16 protein-coding genes are annotated in these 15728 nt (G+C 65.4%); 10 read left to right on the top strand and 6 right to left on the bottom strand.

The features are described from left to right. Positions 1–81 precede the first annotated feature (81 nt). The 5 genes from FY036_RS19980 (at position 82) to denD (ending at position 3780) form a co-directional block, all read left to right on the top strand. Entirely contained in the window at positions 82–765 is a 684-nt protein-coding gene (locus FY036_RS19980) for a GNAT family N-acetyltransferase (RefSeq protein WP_148916522.1), read from the top strand. 10 nt (positions 766–775) lie between these two features. Beyond that, positions 776–1720, top strand: a complete 945-nt coding sequence (locus FY036_RS19975; RefSeq protein ID WP_148916521.1) for a cation diffusion facilitator family transporter — start codon at positions 776–778, stop codon at positions 1718–1720. A 128-nt stretch (positions 1721–1848) separates the two neighbouring features. Next, positions 1849–2607 (top strand): SDR family oxidoreductase, encoded by a 759-nt coding sequence (locus FY036_RS19970; RefSeq protein ID WP_148916520.1) that lies wholly within the window; start codon positions 1849–1851, stop codon positions 2605–2607. Next, positions 2607–2813 carry a hypothetical protein gene (locus tag FY036_RS19965; protein ID WP_148916519.1) on the top strand — a complete coding sequence of 69 codons (207 nt, stop codon included), beginning with the start codon at positions 2607–2609 and terminating at the stop codon, positions 2811–2813. Before FY036_RS19970 ends, FY036_RS19965 begins: the two co-directional genes overlap by 1 nt. A 1-nt stretch (position 2814) precedes the next feature. Beyond that, positions 2815–3780, top strand: coding sequence for a D-erythronate dehydrogenase (gene denD / locus FY036_RS19960; protein ID WP_148916518.1), 966 nt, complete (start codon positions 2815–2817; stop codon positions 3778–3780). Here the strand turns inward: denD and FY036_RS19955 are convergent. From FY036_RS19955 to FY036_RS19940, 4 genes are all read right to left on the bottom strand, one after another. Then, the gene (locus FY036_RS19955) at positions 3772–4836 is read right to left on the bottom strand and encodes a nickel/cobalt transporter (protein WP_201744816.1); all 1065 of its coding nucleotides are present in this window, start codon (positions 4834–4836) and stop codon (positions 3772–3774) included. The genes denD and FY036_RS19955 overlap by 9 nt on opposite strands. 2 nt (positions 4837–4838) lie before the next feature. Beyond that, positions 4839–5507: a DUF1007 family protein gene (locus FY036_RS19950; RefSeq protein ID WP_407941196.1), complete on the bottom strand. Its 669-nt coding sequence runs from the start codon at positions 5505–5507 to the stop codon at positions 4839–4841. Positions 5508–5596: 89 nt separating this feature from the next. Next, the gene (locus FY036_RS19945; protein ID WP_148916516.1) at positions 5597–6496 is read right to left on the bottom strand and encodes a LysR family transcriptional regulator; all 900 of its coding nucleotides are present in this window, start codon (positions 6494–6496) and stop codon (positions 5597–5599) included. A 2-nt stretch (positions 6497–6498) separates the two neighbouring features. After that, positions 6499–7698 (bottom strand): amidase, encoded by a 1200-nt coding sequence (locus FY036_RS19940; protein ID WP_148916515.1) that lies wholly within the window; start codon positions 7696–7698, stop codon positions 6499–6501. A gap of 526 nt (positions 7699–8224) precedes the next feature. On the opposite strand from FY036_RS19940, the gene odc2 reads away from it, so the two are divergent. Continuing rightward, positions 8225–9358 carry an ornithine/lysine decarboxylase gene (gene odc2 / locus FY036_RS19935; RefSeq protein ID WP_148916514.1) on the top strand — a complete coding sequence of 378 codons (1134 nt, stop codon included), beginning with the start codon at positions 8225–8227 and terminating at the stop codon, positions 9356–9358. Between the two features lie 93 nt (positions 9359–9451). Continuing rightward, positions 9452–10021: a GNAT family N-acetyltransferase gene (locus FY036_RS19930; RefSeq protein ID WP_148916513.1), complete on the top strand. Its 570-nt coding sequence runs from the start codon at positions 9452–9454 to the stop codon at positions 10019–10021. 12 nt (positions 10022–10033) lie between these two features. Here FY036_RS19930 and FY036_RS19925 read toward each other — a convergent pair whose 3' ends face one another. Both FY036_RS19925 and FY036_RS19920 read right to left on the bottom strand, forming a co-directional pair. Next, a complete protein-coding gene (locus tag FY036_RS19925) occupies positions 10034–10357 on the bottom strand; it encodes a hypothetical protein (RefSeq protein WP_148916512.1) in 324 nt (107 codons plus the stop codon). 163 nt (positions 10358–10520) lie between these two features. Beyond that, positions 10521–10802 (bottom strand): SCP2 sterol-binding domain-containing protein, encoded by a 282-nt coding sequence (locus tag FY036_RS19920; protein ID WP_148916511.1) that lies wholly within the window; start codon positions 10800–10802, stop codon positions 10521–10523. A gap of 212 nt (positions 10803–11014) precedes the next feature. Between FY036_RS19920 and FY036_RS19915 the strand changes: the two genes are divergently transcribed. The 3 genes from FY036_RS19915 to FY036_RS19905 are packed head-to-tail and all read left to right on the top strand — an operon-like array spanning position 11015 to position 15702. Next, positions 11015–12625 (top strand): acyl-CoA carboxylase subunit beta, encoded by a 1611-nt coding sequence (locus FY036_RS19915; RefSeq protein ID WP_148916510.1) that lies wholly within the window; start codon positions 11015–11017, stop codon positions 12623–12625. 24 nt (positions 12626–12649) lie between these two features. Beyond that, positions 12650–13810, top strand: coding sequence for an acyl-CoA dehydrogenase family protein (locus FY036_RS19910; protein ID WP_148916509.1), 1161 nt, complete (start codon positions 12650–12652; stop codon positions 13808–13810). Next, on the top strand, positions 13807–15702 hold the full coding sequence (locus tag FY036_RS19905; RefSeq protein WP_148916508.1) for an acetyl/propionyl/methylcrotonyl-CoA carboxylase subunit alpha: 1896 nt from the start codon (positions 13807–13809) through the stop codon (positions 15700–15702). The genes FY036_RS19910 and FY036_RS19905 overlap by 4 nt, the downstream gene beginning before the upstream one ends. The last annotated feature ends 26 nt before the right edge of the window (positions 15703–15728 follow it).

The raw sequence follows: 15728 nt of genomic DNA, 5'->3' as shown, positions 1-15728 counted from the left end.
CGGGCTACCCTCCCTGGTTCTTGTCCCGGCAGGGTGTTCTTGTGAGCGTCGTCGCCGGTTTGTCAATCGTGCAGGGCCCCGATGGAAGATCTCAGCAACTGGACGCCGCGCGAACGGCCTGCCCGTAGCCCGCTCGAAGGGCGCTATGTGAGGCTGGAGCCGATGGACATCGCGTGTCACGGCGATGGTCTTTTTGCCGCCGTCGCGACGGAAGATCGCGACCAGCGCTTCCGCTGGCTCTACGACGAAGCGCCGCAGGACTGGGCAGCGTTCCAGCCGTGGCTGGACAAGGCCGCCGCGAGCACCGACCCGTTCTATTTCACGGTCATCGACAGGCAGAGCGGCCGGATCGCGGGCAGGCAGAGCTTCATGCGCATCGACACCGCCAATGGCGTCATCGAGATCGGCAACATACTGTGGAACGATCCCGTGGCCCGCAAGCCGGCTGCGACCGAGGCGCTGTTCCTGTTCGCGCGCCATGCCTTCGACGATCTCGGCTATCGACGGTTCGAGTGGAAGTGCAATGCCGAGAACCATCCGTCGCGACAGGCGGCGCTTCGCTTCGGCTTCGACTTCGAGGGCATCTTCCGCCAGCATCTCGTCGTGAAGGGCAGGAATCGAGACACGGCGTGGTTCGCCATGATCGACAAGGACTGGCCGACGATCCGCCGCGCCTTCGAGGAGTGGCTTGATCCGCAAAATTTCGATAGTGAAGGTCGCCAGAACAGGCGGCTGGGCGAGATTCGAGCCAGCCTCGGCAATTGAGGACGTCGCAATGGCGCACGGTCACGCGCACGACCATTCCAGCCACGGTCACTCGCACGGGGGGCATGGCCATGCCCACGGCACGAGCGACAAGACGCGCGTTCTCATCGCCGCCTGCCTGACGGGCGGCTTCATGATCGCAGAGGCCGTCGGTGGGCTGCTGACGGGATCGCTGGCGCTGCTGGCCGATGCCGGCCACATGCTGTCTGACACGGTGGCGCTCGTTCTGGCGTGGTACGCGTTCCACCTTGCCGGCCGCGCGGCCACCTCGCGGCTGACCTACGGCTTCGACCGGGTCAAGACGCTGGTGGCCTACACCAACGGCCTCACCATCTTCGCCATCGGCATGTGGATCGTCTACGAGGCGTGGCACCGGATGGCCGAACCTTCGCCCATCCTCGGCGGCCCTATGCTGGCCATCGCGGTGCTGGGGCTGCTGGTGAACATCGGCGCGTTCTTCGTGCTGCATGGCGGCGACCGCGAGAGCCTCAACATGCGCGGCGCTATCCTGCATGTCGTGGGCGACCTGCTGGGCTCGGTGGCTGCCATCGCGGCGGCGGTCATCATCCTGCTCACGGGCTGGTATCCGATCGACCCGATGCTTTCGGCGCTGGTCGCGCTGCTGCTCTTCCGCAGCGCGTGGACGCTTGTGCGCGAGGCCGGCCACATGTTGCTCGAAGGCGCGCCGCACGGCCTCGACCGCGACAACATCGCCCGCGATATCGAGAAGAACATCGAAGGCGTCGTCGGCGTTCATCACATGCATGTCTGGTCGCTGGACGGCGCGCGCAACATGGCGACGCTGCACGCCTGCCTGCGTGACGGCGCGGATGCGCATGCAGCGATCTGCGACATCAAGCTGCGCATGGCCAAGGTGCATCGCATCGAGCATGTCACCGTCGAGCCGGAATTCGGCCATTGCGCCGACGGCCGGCCTCACGCACACCTGCACTAGACCATGATGCCGAAAAGTGGGAACCGGTTTTCGAACGACATCATGGTCCAACTTGTTGGTTTAGCCGCATGTATGCGACGCCGGGTGTTTCCACCCGTCTGCAACATGCTCCAGGGAGAACGCATCGCATGGCTGGAAGACTGAAAGGCAAGGTCGCGGTGGTGACCGCGGCAGGGCAGGGCATCGGACGCGCCATCGCGGAGGCCTTCGTCAAGGAAGGCGCGACCGTACACGCGACCGATGTGGACCGCTCCAAGCTCGAAGGACTGGCGAGGGCGAAGAAGGGGAAGCTCGACGTCCTGTCCACGCGCGCCGTGGACGCCTACGCGGCCAAGATCGGCAAGATCGACATTCTCGTCAACGTCGCCGGCTACGTGCATCATGGCACGGTGCTGGAGTGCGACGACAAGGCCTGGGATTTCTCCTTCGACCTCAACGCCAAGGCCATGCACCGCACCATCCGCGCCTTTCTGCCCGGCATGCTCGAGCGGGCGGCCGAGACCGGTGCGACGACCTCGATCATCAACATGTCTTCATGCGCCTCATCGATGAAGGCGGTCGCCAACCGCTACGCCTATGGGGCGTCCAAGGCTGCCGTCATTGGCCTGACCAAGGCGGTGGCGATGGATTTCGTGACCAGGGGCGTGCGCTGCAACGCCATCTGCCCCGGTACCGTGCGCTCGCCTTCATGGGAGGAGCGGGTGGAGGAACTTGGCAGGTCGATGGGCGGCAAGGACAAGGCGCTCGAACTGTTCGTCGCACGCCAGCCCATGGGGCGCGTCGGCGAGGCATCCGAGATCGCCGCACTTGCGGTCTATCTGGCGGGCGACGAAGCGGCCTTCACCACGGGCACCGCCATTCCCGTCGACGGCGGGTTGACCAACTGATGGACCGCAACACGCGCAACTCTGCGATCGCCGCAGCCATCATCCTGTTCGGCTTCGGCCTCGTGGCCTTCTACATGCCCACGCTGATGCTGGCGGTGGGCGAATCCTCGCCCGTTGTCGGGGGCATCATGGCCGTGCTGTTCGTCGCGGCCTTTTTTGGAGTGTTCTGGCTGCGCGGGCGCAGTCGTCGCGATCGGGAGGATTGACATGAGGATACTCGTCACGGGCGCTGCCGGCATGGTCGGGCGCAAACTGACCCGTCAGCTGATGGAGGAAGGAGCCGTCGGCGGAAGGGCCATCGCTGCGCTCGACCTCCACGACGTCGTGCCTTTCGACGCGGTCTCCTCGCCCAAGATTCACGTCGCGGTCCATGTCGGCGACCTTTCGGATGTGGGCGCTTCGGCTGCACTGGTGGCGCAGAGGCCGGACCTGATCTTCCACCTGGCGGGCGTGGTCTCCGGCGAAGCGGAAGCCAATCTCGAACTCGGCTACCGCGTCAACCTCGACGGCACGCGCGCCCTGTTCGATGCGATCCGCGAAGCGGAGTACGCGCCGCGCGTGGTGTTCACCTCGTCCATCGCCGTCTATGGCGGGCCGTATCCCGACGTGATCCCCGACGATTTCCACACCGTGCCGCTAACGTCATACGGCACGCAGAAGTTGATGTCGGAAGCGCTTCTGACCGATTACACGCGGCGTGGCTATTTCGACGGCATCGGCCTGCGGTTTCCCACCATCTGCGTCAGGCCGGGCAAGCCCAACAAGGCGGCGTCGGGCTTCTTTTCCAACATCATCCGCGAGCCGCTTGCAGGGCAGCCGGCCGTGCTGCCGGTCCCGCGCGACGTGATGCACACCCATGCCAGCCCGCGCTCGGCCGTAGGCTTTCTCATGCATGCTGCCACGCTGGATGGCGCTGCTGTCGGCCCGCGTCGCAACATCACGCTGCCGGGTGTCGCGGTCACCGTCGGCGAGCAGATCGAGGCGCTGCAGCGCGTGGCGGGCAGCGATGCCGTCGCGCTCATCCGCGAGGAGCATGACGATGCGATCTGGGCGCTGGTCAAGAACTGGCCCACGCGTTTCGAGGCCAGGCGTGCGCGTGAACTGGGCTTCACCGCCGAAGCCAGCTTCGACGACATCGTCCGTGCGCATATCGAGGATGAGCTGTCAGACTGACAGGGCAGCCGTCAGCAGCACCGCGCCGAGCAGGAACACGAAGGCCGCGCCGGCGATTTCGATGGTGGTGTGAACGCGGTTGCCGGCCCGTCCATCGCCAGCGAAGGCGACAGCCCAGTTTTTGGCCGTCACCGCCATGATGGCAAGGGCCGAGACCGTGATCGCGGTTCCAAGCGCCATGGCGAACACGGAAAGCACGCCGCCGGCCCAAAGGCCGTTCAGGAAGGCGAACGACAGCACGATCAGCGCGCCGGTGCAGGGCCGCAGGCCAACTGCGACGATGGCCGCCCACGCAGTCTTCCAGTCGAAACGGTCGCCGGAAATCAGCTTCGGGTCTGGAGCATGGGCATGGCCGCAGGTCGAGCAGACTTCGCCATCATGGTGGTGGTGATGCGCATGATCGTGATGATGATCGTCGTGCTGGTGATGGTGGTGCGCATGGTCGTGATGGTGATGGGGCGACACGGCGGACGACAGGCTGTGCGCCGGCGCCCCGACCAGAAGCCTGCGCAGCGGTGGGCCCGCCTTGCGCCACAGCAGCCAGGCGCCGAAGCCCATCACCAGCACGTAGCTGGCGATCTCCAGAAAGCGGGTCGCATCCGTCATGGAAACGGAGGTTCCGCGCAGCACCAGAAACACCGCGCTCATGATGAGGATGGCCGTGACGCCCTGCAGCATCGCCGAAACGAAGGAGAGCATCACGCCGCGGCGCAGTGCCACCTCGTTGGCCAGCATGTAGGATGAGATGACAGCCTTGCCGTGGCCGGGGCCGGCGGCATGAAAGACCCCGTACGCGAAGGACAGGCCCACCAGAAGCCATGTGCCGCCCCCGCCGTCGCGCATGGTTCGCAGCGCGCCCGTCAGCGAGCGGTAAAAACCCTGTTGCTGGACGTTGATCCAGTTCAGGACGCCTGCAAACAGCCCGGTCGAGGGCAGCGTCGCCTCGTTCGTGCCGATGCCTAGCGAGCTCTGGGCGTGGCCGTGGCCGACGAAATGCGTGAGCAGGAACGTCAGCGCGAGCAGCGCGAAAACGATGCGGGTGGCGGTCTTCTTCACGGTCAACCCTGTCCGGTGCAGTTGAGCTCGAGTCTCGTGGCGAAGAGCTTCGAGTAGTCGACGCCCGTCGGGTCGTTGAAGAAGGCGTCGGTGAGCGATTGCTGGTTCATGGCTATCGCCTCGTCGGGGTCCGGGCGCACGACGGCGCGGGTACATCCCTGCGGCAGGTCCGCGACCACGAGGCTCTTGTCGTCGTAGAAGTCGATGGCGGTGTAGAAGGTCGGGTCGTATACGCCGAAATCGACGGTGCCGTCGAGCTTCAGCGGCTCCACCGGGCGGGACTCGAAAAGGATGATGAGCTGGTTGTCCTCGAAATTCGCCATGATGCGTTCGGGCGCCTGCATCTTCACGTCGCGCCCCTTTGCCGTGACGAACTGGAAATAGTCGAACTCGGCCAGCGATTCATGGATCACCGCGCCGACGTCCTCCAGTTCGGCATTGTCCAGCACGAGGTCGGCGTTCTTGTCGAACTCCAGCAGCACGGTGCTGGAAAACAGGTCGTCGAACCGCCAGACGTGGCGAAGGGCTACGACCATCCCGCCATCGTCGAGTGCGACTTCCAGATTGGCCTCGGCAAAGACGTGCGGATGCGCCATAGCGGGCGCTGCGCCGACAAGGCAGCCTGCGACAGCGGTGGCCGCGATCAGTCCGCGTCTGGTGATTCGCCTCAAGGTCGCCCGTCCCTTTTCGATGCGCGCCCGAGCATCCGCACAAAGGGGGCGAAAATGGGACATTCGACGCCCCGTTTTGCGCGAACGGCTCACTCGCCCTCGCGCAGCTTGAACCACTGGACGAGGAAGTCTACGAACACCCTGATCTTGGCCGGCAGGTAGCGCCTGTGCGGATAGACGGCGAAGATGCCGCCGCCGCGTGGCACCCAGTCGTCCAGCACAGAGACAAGCTGGCCGCTGTCGAGCGCCGGCTGGGCGATGAAGTCCGGCAACGGCGCAAAGCCCAGTTCGGCAACGGCGGCGGCCCGGGTGGTCAGCGGGCTGTTCGCCTCGATCGGGCCGGAGACGGCGACCGAGAACATCTCGCCGTTTTCGCGCATGAAGGGCCAGTTGGAAAGCCAGCGTCCGTTGGTGTCGATAATGCAGGGCATGCGCGCCAGATCCTGCGGCTTTTCCGGCATCCCGTGCTTTTCGATAAAGGCGGGTGCTGCGCAAATCTTGAGCGAGAATGGCGAAAGCCGGCGCGCGATCATCGAGGAATCTTCCAGCCGCGTGATGCGGATGGCGAGGTCGTAGCCTTCCTCGACCAGATCGACGAAGCGGTCGTCGAGGTGGATGTCGAGCACGATGTCCGGATGCGCCTTGGCGAAGTCGATCAGCGACAGGCCGATGGGCGCGTCGGAGAAGGTGCGCGGTGCGGTGATCTTGATGCGCCCGCGCACGTCGCCAGCCGAATCACGCACCGTGTCGGCAAGGCTGTCTATCTCGCGCACGATCTCGGACGCGCGCTTGAAATAGGTGTGGCCGGTCTCCGTCAGCGAGAACTGGCGCGTCGTGCGGTTGAGCAGCAGTGCGCCAAGCTCGTCTTCCAGCTCGCGCACATATTTGGATAGAAGCGCCTTCGACCGTCCGATCTTTCGCGCTGCGGCGGAGAAACCCTCGGCTTCGACAACGTCGATGAATGCGCGCATCCGCGTCAGCGTGTCCATGGTCAGGCTTTCCCTTCTGCTTCCAGGATCGTGCGCCCGAGGTGGATCAGGTCCATGTCGGAGCCTGCCGGCCCCAGCAGCGAAATGCCGAACGGCGCGCCGTGGACGGTGCCTAGCGGCAAAGTGATCTGCGGCAGGCCTGCAAGGCCGGACAGGCACAACAGCCGCAGCGCCGCCTCGCGATAGGTCTGGATGTCGTCGAACGATGCATCCTTGAAAGGCGCGGCGCTCGGCACCGTCGGCATGACGAATACGCCGTCGTCCCCCAGACGCGCGGTCAGCTCTTCGAGGAAGGCCTGCCGTCGCGCCGTTTCGGTCCGCGCGGTCTCGGCACTGACCGTCGAGCCGAAGGCGAAGCGCTCCTTGACGCCCGGCCCAAGCCCCCGGTCCGCCGCGCCGATCCACGCGCCGTGCGAAGCCCAGGCCTCGTGCGCCTGTATATTGCGAAAGCACCAGTAGAGCGCATCGATCTCGTGGGTCAGGGCGACATTTGCGGGCGCGCCGACGATTGCGCCGACAGCAGCCTCCATACGGCGATATTCCTGCGCTTCCGCATCGCCGAGAAGAAATGCCTCCAGCACCGGCAGGCGAAGCACTCGCAAATTGCCCGCCTTCAGCCGCCCGCGGGCCGCGCCCAGCAGCACCTCGCCCACCTTCTCATATGTGCCGATATCCTTCGCGAACCAGCCGAACGTGTCGAGCGACGGCGCAAGCGGCATCGCCCCCTCCAGAGAAATCGCCCTATGCGTCGTGCGCAATCCGATAACCCCGCAGAAGCTTGCCGGCGCGCGGATCGATCCGCCGGTGTCGGAGCCGGTCGCGATGTCCGCCAGCCCGCCTGCGGCCGCTGCGACCGAACCGGAGGACGAGCCCCCGGTCACACGGTCGGGCGCTACCGGATTGATTGGAAACGGGTAGTGCGCATTCTGTCCGGTCAGCGAAAAAGCCAGTTCCTCGGTCTGGGTGCGCCCTGCGAATCGCGCGCCCGCATCGAACAGCGCCTGGAGCGCGGGCGCAGTGGCTTCGGCAGGCCGGGCCTCCGCCAGCTTCTGCGGGTTGCCACACCCGGTTCGCTGCCCGGCGATGTCGAAGATGTCCTTCACCGCCAACGAAAGCCCGGCAAGCGGGCCGTTTCCGGCGCTTGTGACGGGCTGTTCGGAGTGGTCCAGAAACGCGTTGTAGGGATCGTGGCGGCTCGGCATTGTTCGACCTTTGGAAACGATGTGCGCAGCTTCGTTCAGCGCACGGCTTTTTTCAACCCGACACGAATTTTTCGTTGATTGTGACGGGGCTTATCCCTATATCGCGCTTGCCCAAAGTCGCACGTGCCTGTGGGTGTCCGCCGTCCCCTCGTTCGGTGAGGAAAACGGTAAGGTACCTGGAGCCAACCACTCCAGTCGGTCAGTCGGCCAACCGCCTGAACCGAGGACACCTTGAAGCAACGACGGTGCGGGCCTTTCTGGTGTTCTGCCGGTCGTCCATAGACCGGGGTTACTGAAGAGGCACACCTTCATTGCCGGCAGTGCGGATGGTTCTCCCCTTCCAAAGCTGAGGCAGACAAAGCGAACTTTCGCCGCAAGGCGAGGGTTCACCGCCACGCGATGCGCGTTTCACGGTCCGGTGTCTCCACCGGCTGGACCCTGACTCACCGCAACGCGTCCTTTGTCCACCGCAGGGCCGTGGCCGCGCGCCGAAGCCCTGCAGCTTGAGCAGATGCGGAGAACGAACATGGCCACTCAGCGTATTCTCGACTTCCTCGCCACCCGCCGTCCGGCCGGCCCCTGCCTGGTCGTAGATCTCGACGTCGTGCGCGACAATTTCCACGCCTTCGAGCGGGCACTGCCCGAATCGAAGATCTACTATGCTGTGAAGGCCAACCCCGCGCCGGAAATCCTGCGCCTGCTGGCCGGGCTCGGCTCCTCCTTCGACACCGCCTCGGTCGCCGAGATCGAGATGGCGATGGATGCAGGCGCGCCGGCCGAGCGCATCAGCTACGGCAACACCATCAAGAAGGAACGCGACATCGAACGCGCCTTCCAGCTCGGTATCCGCCTGTTCGCGGTCGACTGCGTCGAGGAAGTGGAGAAAGTCGCGCGCGCCGCTCCCGGCAGCCGCGTGTTCTGCCGCGTCCTGACCGATGGCGAAGGTGCGGAATGGCCGCTGTCGCGCAAGTTCGGCTGCGTGCCGGCCATGGCGGTCGATGTGCTGCGCCACGCCTACTCGATGGGCCTCGACGCCTATGGCGTTTCCTTCCATGTCGGCTCGCAGCAGACCGATCTCGGCGCCTGGGACAAGGCTCTGGCGGACGCGAAGTTCGTGTTCTCGACGCTGGCCGACGAGGGCATCTTGCTGCGCATGGTCAACATGGGCGGCGGCTTCCCGACCCGCTATCTCAAGGATGTGCCGACGGCGCAGGCCTATGGCCAGGCGATCTTCGGTGCGCTGTCGCGCCACTTCGGCAACCGCCTGCCCGAGACGATCATCGAGCCGGGCCGCGGCATGGTCGGTAACGCCGGCGTCATCAAGTCGGAAGTCGTGCTGATCTCGAAGAAGGCCGACAACGACAATGTGCGCTGGGTCTTTCTCGACATCGGCAAGTTCGGCGGTCTCGCCGAGACGATGGACGAGGCGATCCGCTACCCGATCGTGACGCCGCGCGACGGCGACACGCTGGAGCCGTGCGTGCTTGCTGGCCCGACCTGCGACTCGGCCGACGTGCTTTACGAGAAGACGCCGTATCCGCTGCCGGTCTCGCTGACCATCGGCGATGAGGTGCTGATCGAGGGCACGGGCGCCTACACGACCACCTACTCGGCGGTTGCCTTCAATGGCTTCGAGCCGCTCCGATCCTACGTGATCTGAAGCGGCGCAAGCCCTTCGGATCATCCTGTCGCCGGCCGGTGCCGGCGGCGGGCTCGCTTGTGGAACAACCTCCGCTCGTGAAGGACCGTGGAGATGGAATTTCAGCAGGACAATTTCGCACCCGTTGCGGATTTCGTGATTGCCGTGGAAGCGGCAACCGACATTGCCGCGCGTGAGGCGTTGCTCGACCGCGCGATGGGAAGCGGCCGCAAGAGGAAGTCGTCGGAGAAGCTGCGGCGCGGTCGTCGCCCGTCCGAAGGCCTTGCCTTCGTTGCTCGCGACGCGAACGGCTCGCTCGTGGGCACGGTGCGGCTGTGGGATGTCTCGGCGCGCGAGGGCGGTCCGGCCGCCCTGCTGCTCGGGCCTCTCGCCGTCGATCCTGCGCTCAAGTCGGCCGGCATCGGCTCGAAGCTGATGCGGCACGCGATTGATGAGGCGCGCCGCCTCGGCCACGGGGCAATCCTGCTCGTGGGCGACGCACCGTACTACGCGAGGTTCGGCTTCTGCGCCGACAGGACTGGCGAGCTTTCGATGCCCGGCCCCTACGAGCGTGACCGTTTCCTGGCGCTCGAACTCGTGCCCGGCGCGCTCGACGGCGCCCATGGCGTTCTCAGAGCCACCGGCCGCAAGGCGAAGAGCGCGCTGTTCGCACGGGCCGCCTGAGCGCCTGCCGGCTCACTCCGTGATCGTGTAGCTTTCCGTCTCGCAGAGGTCGGTGGTGTCTTCGATGACATCGCCGTCCTCGAACACCACGCGCAGGTCGTACTCGCAGGCCCTGCGGCCGTCGGCGATGGTCACGCGCGCGGCCTCGCCGGCCTCCAGTATATCGCGGCCGAGGATGTCTTCTTCCCACTCGGCGGTGGTGCTGGGCGAAGCGTAAAGCTCGACGATCGCGTAGCTCGTCTGGTTTTCGAAGCTGAAAACCAAGTCTTCCGCATGCGACACCGAGGGAACGAGCAGGGCAGCCGCGGCCAGCGACAGATAGTTGAAAGAAAACATGGATGTCGCTCCGGACGAGGGGTGTCCGGCGTTTCTAGGTCAAGTGCCTGTGTCGCGTGAAGGAGGGGCGGCTGGACCGCACAGGAATATTCGATGCGCTTCACGCAAAAGAAAAAGGCGGCTTGCGCCGCCTTTTCCGATGTTCCGTTGAACCTGCGACGGATTAGATCACCTGGCTGAGCTGCATGGCGATCGACATGTCGCCGGTCACCTTCAGCTTGCCGCTCATGAAGGCCATGGTCGGGTTCAGTTCGCCGGCGATGAGCGATTCGAAATCGTCGCGCGACATGCTGATGGTGCAGTCCGCGCCTGCATCCTCGGTCGAGACGTTCTGGCCGTCGACGACGATGACGCCGTCCGAACCGAGGTCGAACTTCACCGACTTGTCGAAGCCGCTTCCGGCGACGCGCTGGCGAATCTTGTCTGCGATGGCGTCAAGGCTCATGAAAAATCTCCTCGTGGCGGCGCGTCCATGCCGCGGTTGATGTGCTGCGCCCAGATAGCAAGCAATTGACGTTTACGTCAACGTGATTTAGCGTTTCCCCTCCATGGCCAAGGGAGGAGCGCCACGGTGAATTACGCCAGCATCCTGCGCAAGGATTGTTTTGCAGGCAACGTGCGCACCGGTAGCGAACGTCTCGCCGGGTGCGTGGCCTGATGCCGGTCCTGTCATCCAGTCTCGACACCCACGCCCCGGCGTTTCGCGAGAACGTCGAGGCGATGGACGCGCGGCTCGCCGAGGTGCGACGGATGGAACGGGCGGTGCGGGACAACTCCGCCTCAAAAAAGGCCCGCTTCGAGGAGCGTGGGCAACTGCTTCCGCGCGAACGCGTCGAGCGGCTGCTCGACCGCGGCCGGCCTTTCCTCGAACTGTCCACGCTCGCCGGCTATCGCATGCACGACGATGATGGCGACAAGAACATCATGGGCGGCGGCACCATCGCCGGCATCGGCGTGGTGGCCGGCCGCCGCTGCATCGTCTCGGCCTCCGACAGCGGCATCAAGGGCGGCACCATTCCCCCTATCGGCTTGAAGAAGGCGCTGCGCCTGCACGAGATCGCGTTCGAGAACCGGCTGCCGCTGATCTATCTGGTCGAGAGCGGCGGGGCGAACCTGCTGCATCAGGCCGAGATGTTCGTGGAAGGCGGGCGTTCCTTCGCCAATCAGGCGCGGCTGTCAGCGGCGGGCATTCCGCAGATCGCGATCGTGCACGGCTCGTCCACTGCCGGAGGGGCCTATCTGCCCGGCCTTTCCGACTACGTCGTGCTCGTTCGCGGGCGGTCGAAGATTTTTCTGGCCGGTCCGCCGCTGGTGAAGGCGGCGATCGGCGAGGATGCGGACGACGAGATGCTCGGCGGGGCAGACCTGCACGGCAGCGTCACAGGCCTTGGCGAGTATGTCGCCGAAGACGATGCGCAGGCGCTGGCGCTGGGCCGCGCGATCATGGAAAACCTGTCATGGGACGCGGCATCGGAACGAAGCCCGAGCCGCGAGCCGAAATATGCCGTCGATGAGCTGCCGGGCATCGTGCCGGCAGACGAACGCGCGCCCTTCGACATGAAGGAGGTGGTCGCCCGCATCGCCGACGGTTCCGATTTCCTCGAATTCAAGGCGGCGTATTCGCCGGACACGATTTGCGGCCACGCGGCCATCGAGGGGTATCGCATCGGGATCATCGGCAATAACGGCCCGATCATGCCGACCGGTTCGCTGAAGGCGGCGCAGTTCATCCAGCTCTGCGACCAGACGGGAACGCCGCTGGTCTTCCTGCAGAATACCACCGGCTACATGGTTGGCTCGGCAGCGGAGCGCGAGGGTGCGATCAAGCACGGGTCCAAGATGATCCAGGCGGTCGCCAACGCCCGCGTGCCTAAGTTCACCATCGTCATCGGCGGTTCCTACGGGGCCGGCAATTACGGCATGTGCGGGCGCGGGTTCTCGCCGCGCTTCATCTTCTCGTGGCCGTCGGCGCGCACGGCCGTGATGGGTGGCGAGCAGGCAGCCAGGGTTATGGAGATCGTCGCGCGCGGCAAGGCGGAGCGCGAGGGCAGGCAGGCCGACGAGGATGCGCTGGCAAAGCAGGGCGCGATGATCCGCGCCGGTGTCGAGGCGCAGTCGACCGCGCTGTTTGCGACCGCGCGGCTGTGGGACGACGGGATCATCGACCCGCGCGACACGCGGCGCATACTGGGCCTGTGCCTGTCGATCGCAGCCGAAGGCGACGCGCGCGTGCTGCGTCCCAACGCGTTCGGAGTTGCGCGGGGATAGGACGGCTGACAAGGGAGGCGACAGATGCAGTTCACGCCCGAGCATGAAGATTTGCGCCGCACGGTGGCGAAGTTCGTCGATGCCGAGATCAATCCCCACGTCGATGAATGGGAGGCGGCAGAGGAGTTTCCCTCGCAGGCATTGTTCAAGAAGATGGGCGATCTCGGGCTGCTCGGGATCAAGTACGATCCTGCTTATGGCGGGCTCGGGCTCGATTTTTCCTATTCGATGGTGATGGCCGAGGAACTGGGGCTCGTTCATTGCGGCGGCGTGCCGATGGCCATCGGCGTCCATACCGACATGTGCACGCCCGCCCTCAACCGCTTCGGCTCGGATGAGGTGAAGCGCGCGTTTCTGGCGCCTTCCATCGCAGGCGATGTCGTCGGGTGTCTCGGCGTTTCGGAACCCGGCGGCGGATCGGACGTCGCGGCGGTGAAGACCACCGCGCGCAAGGATGGCGACGACTACATCATCTCCGGCACCAAGATGTGGATCACCAACGGCATGAAGGCCGATTGGTGCTGCCTGCTCGCCAACACGTCTGAAGGAAAGCCGCACCAGAACAAGTCGCTCATCTGCGTTCCGATGGACGCAAAGGGCATCAGCCGCCAGAAGATACACAAGATCGGCATGAACTCGTCGGATACGGCGCAACTGTTCTTCGATGAGGTGCGGGTGCCGCGCCGCAATCTCATCGGCCATGAGGGCACCGGCTTCATGATGCAGATGCTGCAGTTTCAGGAAGAGCGGCTCTACGCGGCTGCAAGCTCGCTGAAAAGCTTCGACCGGCTGATCGACCTGACGATCGACTATACGCGCGAGCGCAAGACGTTCGGCCGCCCGGTGCTCGACAATCAAGTGGTGCATTTCCGGCTGGCCGAACTGCGCACGGAGGTCGAGGCGCTGCGCGCGCTGACATGGAGCGCGATCGAGAAATATGTGGCGGGCGGTGACGTGACGAAGCTTGCATCGATGGCGAAGCTGAAGACCGGACGGCTGGCGCGCGAGCTCACCGATGCCTGCCTGCAATATTGGGGCGGCATGGGCTATACGGCCGACAATCCCGTCAGCCGCGCCTATCGCGATACGCGGCTGATATCCATCGGGGCAGGGGCCGACGAGATCATGCTGGGCATCATCGCCAAGCTGGAAGGCACGTTGCCGGGCACGAGCAACCGGACATGATCGCCAGGCTTCTTGTGGCGAACCGGGGTGAGATCGCCTGCCGCGTCATACGCACCGCGAGGCAGATGGGCATCGCCACCGTGGCGGTCTACAGCGACGCGGACGCGGAGGCCCTGCATGTGCGGATGGCCGATGACGCGGTGCGCATCGGCGGCGCGGCGGCCGCCGACTCCTACCTGAACATCGCCGCCATTCTCGAAGCGACAGCCCACACGGGTGCCGACGCCGTGCACCCCGGCTACGGGTTCCTGTCCGAGAATGCCGATTTCGCGGAAGCCTGCGGGCGCGCCGGCCTCGCGTTCGTCGGGCCTTCGCCGGCCACCATCCGCGCGATGGGCGACAAGGGGAGGGCCAAGGCGCTGATGCGCGCGGCCGGTGTGCCGGTCGTGCCTGGTTATGACGGCGAAGACCAGTCGCCGCAGCGGATTGCTTCCGAGGCTGCACGCATGGGCTTTCCTGTGCTCGTCAAGGCTGCGGCTGGCGGGGGCGGGCGTGGCATGCGCCGGGTCGATCGCGCCGACGATCTGCCCGCTGCGCTCGAAGGTGCGCGGCGGGAGGCCGAGAACGCGTTCGGGAACGGTACGCTTCTTCTTGAACGACTGGTCGAAAATGCTCGCCACATCGAGGTGCAGGTCTTCGGCGACACGCATGGCAACATCGTACACTTGGGGGAACGCGACTGTTCCAGCCAGCGCCGCCACCAGAAGATCGTGGAGGAGACGCCGTCGCCATTCGTCGATGATGCCATGCGCAGTGCGATGACGGACGCAGCCGTCGCGGCCGCGAAGGCTGTGGACTATATCGGGGCGGGGACCGTCGAGTTCATCGTCAGCGCTGACCGCCAGTTCTTTTTCCTCGAAATGAACACCAGGCTTCAGGTGGAGCATCCGGTGACCGAGATGGTCACTGGGCTGGACCTTGTCGAATGGCAGTTGCGCGTCGCGGCCGGCGAGGCGCTGCCGCTCCAGCAGGACGAGATAGGCTTCTCCGGCCACGCGATCGAGGCGCGGCTGTGCGCCGAGGACCCCGCAGCCGGCTTCGCGCCGCAGACAGGCAAGGTGCTGCGCTGGAGGCCGGAAGCGGCTGAACGTGCCGGCATTCGCATCGACCACGGCCTTGCCGAGGGCGGGGAGGTGACGCCGTTCTACGATCCCATGATCGCGAAGATCGTCGCGCATGGGGAAACGCGTGAGGAGGCGATCGGCAGATTGCGGTCTGCGCTGGCCGACACGCCCGTGCTTGGCGTGAAAACCAATCGCGATTTCCTGCTCGATCTCGTCGGTGGAGACGTTTTCCGCGTCGGCGGAGTGACGACGGATATGATCGACGCGGAAAGCTGGGATGGCGGCGCGCCGTCCGACAGCGATTTCGCCATTGCCTCGGCGATCCTCGCGCTGGCCGACGGCGACGATTGGTTCTCCTCCACCGGCCTGCGCCGCTGTCCGGTTACCCTGCTTGGCGGTGGCGAAAGGCGCGACTGCTCAGTGCTGTTCGAGCGAGGCCGGCTTACCGGCGTCGAGGTCGGCGCGACCGTGCACGACGTCGCGGGGCTCGACCCGGCTACCGTTGTCAGCACAAGGCAGGGGCGTGCGCTCTGGCTTGTCAGCGGCGGCCGGATTTTCGTCTTCGACGAGCCTGATCCGCTAGAACGCAAGAGCAGCGCAGGCGACGACCGCCTCGTCGTCTCGCCGGTTTCCGGCCTGCTGCGCCATCTGGCTGTGGCGGAGGGAGACACGGTCGCGCCCGGCGATGTGGTCGCCGTGGTCGAGGCGATGAAGATGGAAACCACGTTGACTGCCGCGTGCGGCGGCATCGTCATGCGCGTGGGCGGTCGGGCCGGCGGGCAGGTGCGTTCGGGCGACGTGCTGGCGGAAATCGCCGACAGCGAATAATCCTTCATCTCCGGGCCGGCGCGACG

The organism is Neoaquamicrobium microcysteis (assembly GCF_008180155.1).
Classification (GTDB): domain Bacteria; phylum Pseudomonadota; class Alphaproteobacteria; order Rhizobiales; family Rhizobiaceae; genus Aerobium; species Aerobium microcysteis.
The sequence above is the reverse complement of the archived record's forward strand: the minus strand, read 5'-3'. Positions and strand labels throughout refer to the sequence as shown.

Excerpts from the sequence above, each read along its gene's own strand:
- FY036_RS19980 (WP_148916522.1), top strand. The coding sequence starts at position 82 with ATGGAAGATCTCAGCAACTGGACGCCGCGCGAACGGCCTGCCCGTAGC.
- FY036_RS19975 (WP_148916521.1), top strand. The coding sequence starts at position 776 with ATGGCGCACGGTCACGCGCACGACCATTCCAGCCACGGTCACTCGCAC.
- FY036_RS19970 (WP_148916520.1), top strand. The coding sequence starts at position 1,849 with ATGGCTGGAAGACTGAAAGGCAAGGTCGCGGTGGTGACCGCGGCAGGG.
- FY036_RS19965 (WP_148916519.1), top strand. The coding sequence starts at position 2,607 with ATGGACCGCAACACGCGCAACTCTGCGATCGCCGCAGCCATCATCCTG.
- denD (WP_148916518.1), top strand. The coding sequence starts at position 2,815 with ATGAGGATACTCGTCACGGGCGCTGCCGGCATGGTCGGGCGCAAACTG.
- FY036_RS19945 (WP_148916516.1), bottom strand. The coding sequence starts at position 6,496 with ATGGACACGCTGACGCGGATGCGCGCATTCATCGACGTTGTCGAAGCC.
- FY036_RS19940 (WP_148916515.1), bottom strand. The coding sequence starts at position 7,698 with ATGCCGAGCCGCCACGATCCCTACAACGCGTTTCTGGACCACTCCGAA.
- odc2 (WP_148916514.1), top strand. The coding sequence starts at position 8,225 with ATGGCCACTCAGCGTATTCTCGACTTCCTCGCCACCCGCCGTCCGGCC.
- FY036_RS19930 (WP_148916513.1), top strand. The coding sequence starts at position 9,452 with ATGGAATTTCAGCAGGACAATTTCGCACCCGTTGCGGATTTCGTGATT.
- FY036_RS19925 (WP_148916512.1), bottom strand. The coding sequence starts at position 10,357 with ATGTTTTCTTTCAACTATCTGTCGCTGGCCGCGGCTGCCCTGCTCGTT.
- FY036_RS19920 (WP_148916511.1), bottom strand. The coding sequence starts at position 10,802 with ATGAGCCTTGACGCCATCGCAGACAAGATTCGCCAGCGCGTCGCCGGA.
- FY036_RS19915 (WP_148916510.1), top strand. The coding sequence starts at position 11,015 with ATGCCGGTCCTGTCATCCAGTCTCGACACCCACGCCCCGGCGTTTCGC.
- FY036_RS19910 (WP_148916509.1), top strand. The coding sequence starts at position 12,650 with ATGCAGTTCACGCCCGAGCATGAAGATTTGCGCCGCACGGTGGCGAAG.
- FY036_RS19905 (WP_148916508.1), top strand. The coding sequence starts at position 13,807 with ATGATCGCCAGGCTTCTTGTGGCGAACCGGGGTGAGATCGCCTGCCGC.